1 protein-coding gene is annotated in these 533 nt (G+C 61.9%); it reads right to left on the reverse strand.

All coding sequences use genetic code 11. The features are described from left to right. Window positions 1-23: 23 nt before the first annotated feature. A complete protein-coding gene (locus RSO01_RS47010) occupies window positions 24-299 on the reverse strand; it encodes a hypothetical protein (RefSeq protein ID WP_147157516.1) in 276 nt (91 codons plus the stop codon). Between the last annotated feature and the right edge of the window lie 234 nt (window positions 300-533).

Consider the following 533-nt stretch of genomic DNA (forward strand, 5'->3'; position numbering starts at 1 on the left):
CATGCATTTGGCCGACGCTCGCGCTATGCCGCTGCAATCACCATCTTCAGCTGGTCGACCAAACGCTGCCGCTCGATCGGTTCCTTGGCCAGATACGCGCCAGGCTCATAGAGGTCAGGTCGCTCGGCCTCCGACATCGTGCGTTCGCCCTCGGCAAAGCGCTCTTCCTCGAGCTGCTCGATTGCGCCCTGCACCTGTCGCAGCTGCCAGGACGTCAGGCTGGTCTCGCCTCCCTTGAGCAGCAGTTTGCTGATCCTCTGGGCCAGATTACGGCGTGCCGTAACGATCGGGGTCGACATGATCCCTTGTTAGCATAGGCGTCACGAGGCATGCAGTTCGATGACTAGATGCGCGGGCCACCGGAGATGGCTGCAGGCGGGCGCGATCGACCTGTGGGAGGTCAGCCGGGGCGTGGGCAACGTGAGGAACAACAGGCCGGAGCTGGTGGAGGAGGTGAATTAGCCACGCCTAGAGTAGCTCTTTCACTTGGCGCGCTTCCAAATTACTTCGACAACCTCTCCAGCTGGAGGGCG

It is taken from the genome of Reyranella soli (assembly GCF_007992495.1).
Lineage (GTDB): Bacteria > Pseudomonadota > Alphaproteobacteria > Reyranellales > Reyranellaceae > Reyranella > Reyranella soli.

Bases quoted from the DNA above. Each gene is read 5' to 3' on its own strand.
- RSO01_RS47010 (WP_147157516.1), bottom strand. From the start codon at position 299: ATGTCGACCCCGATCGTTACGGCACGCCGTAATCTGGCCCAGAGGATC.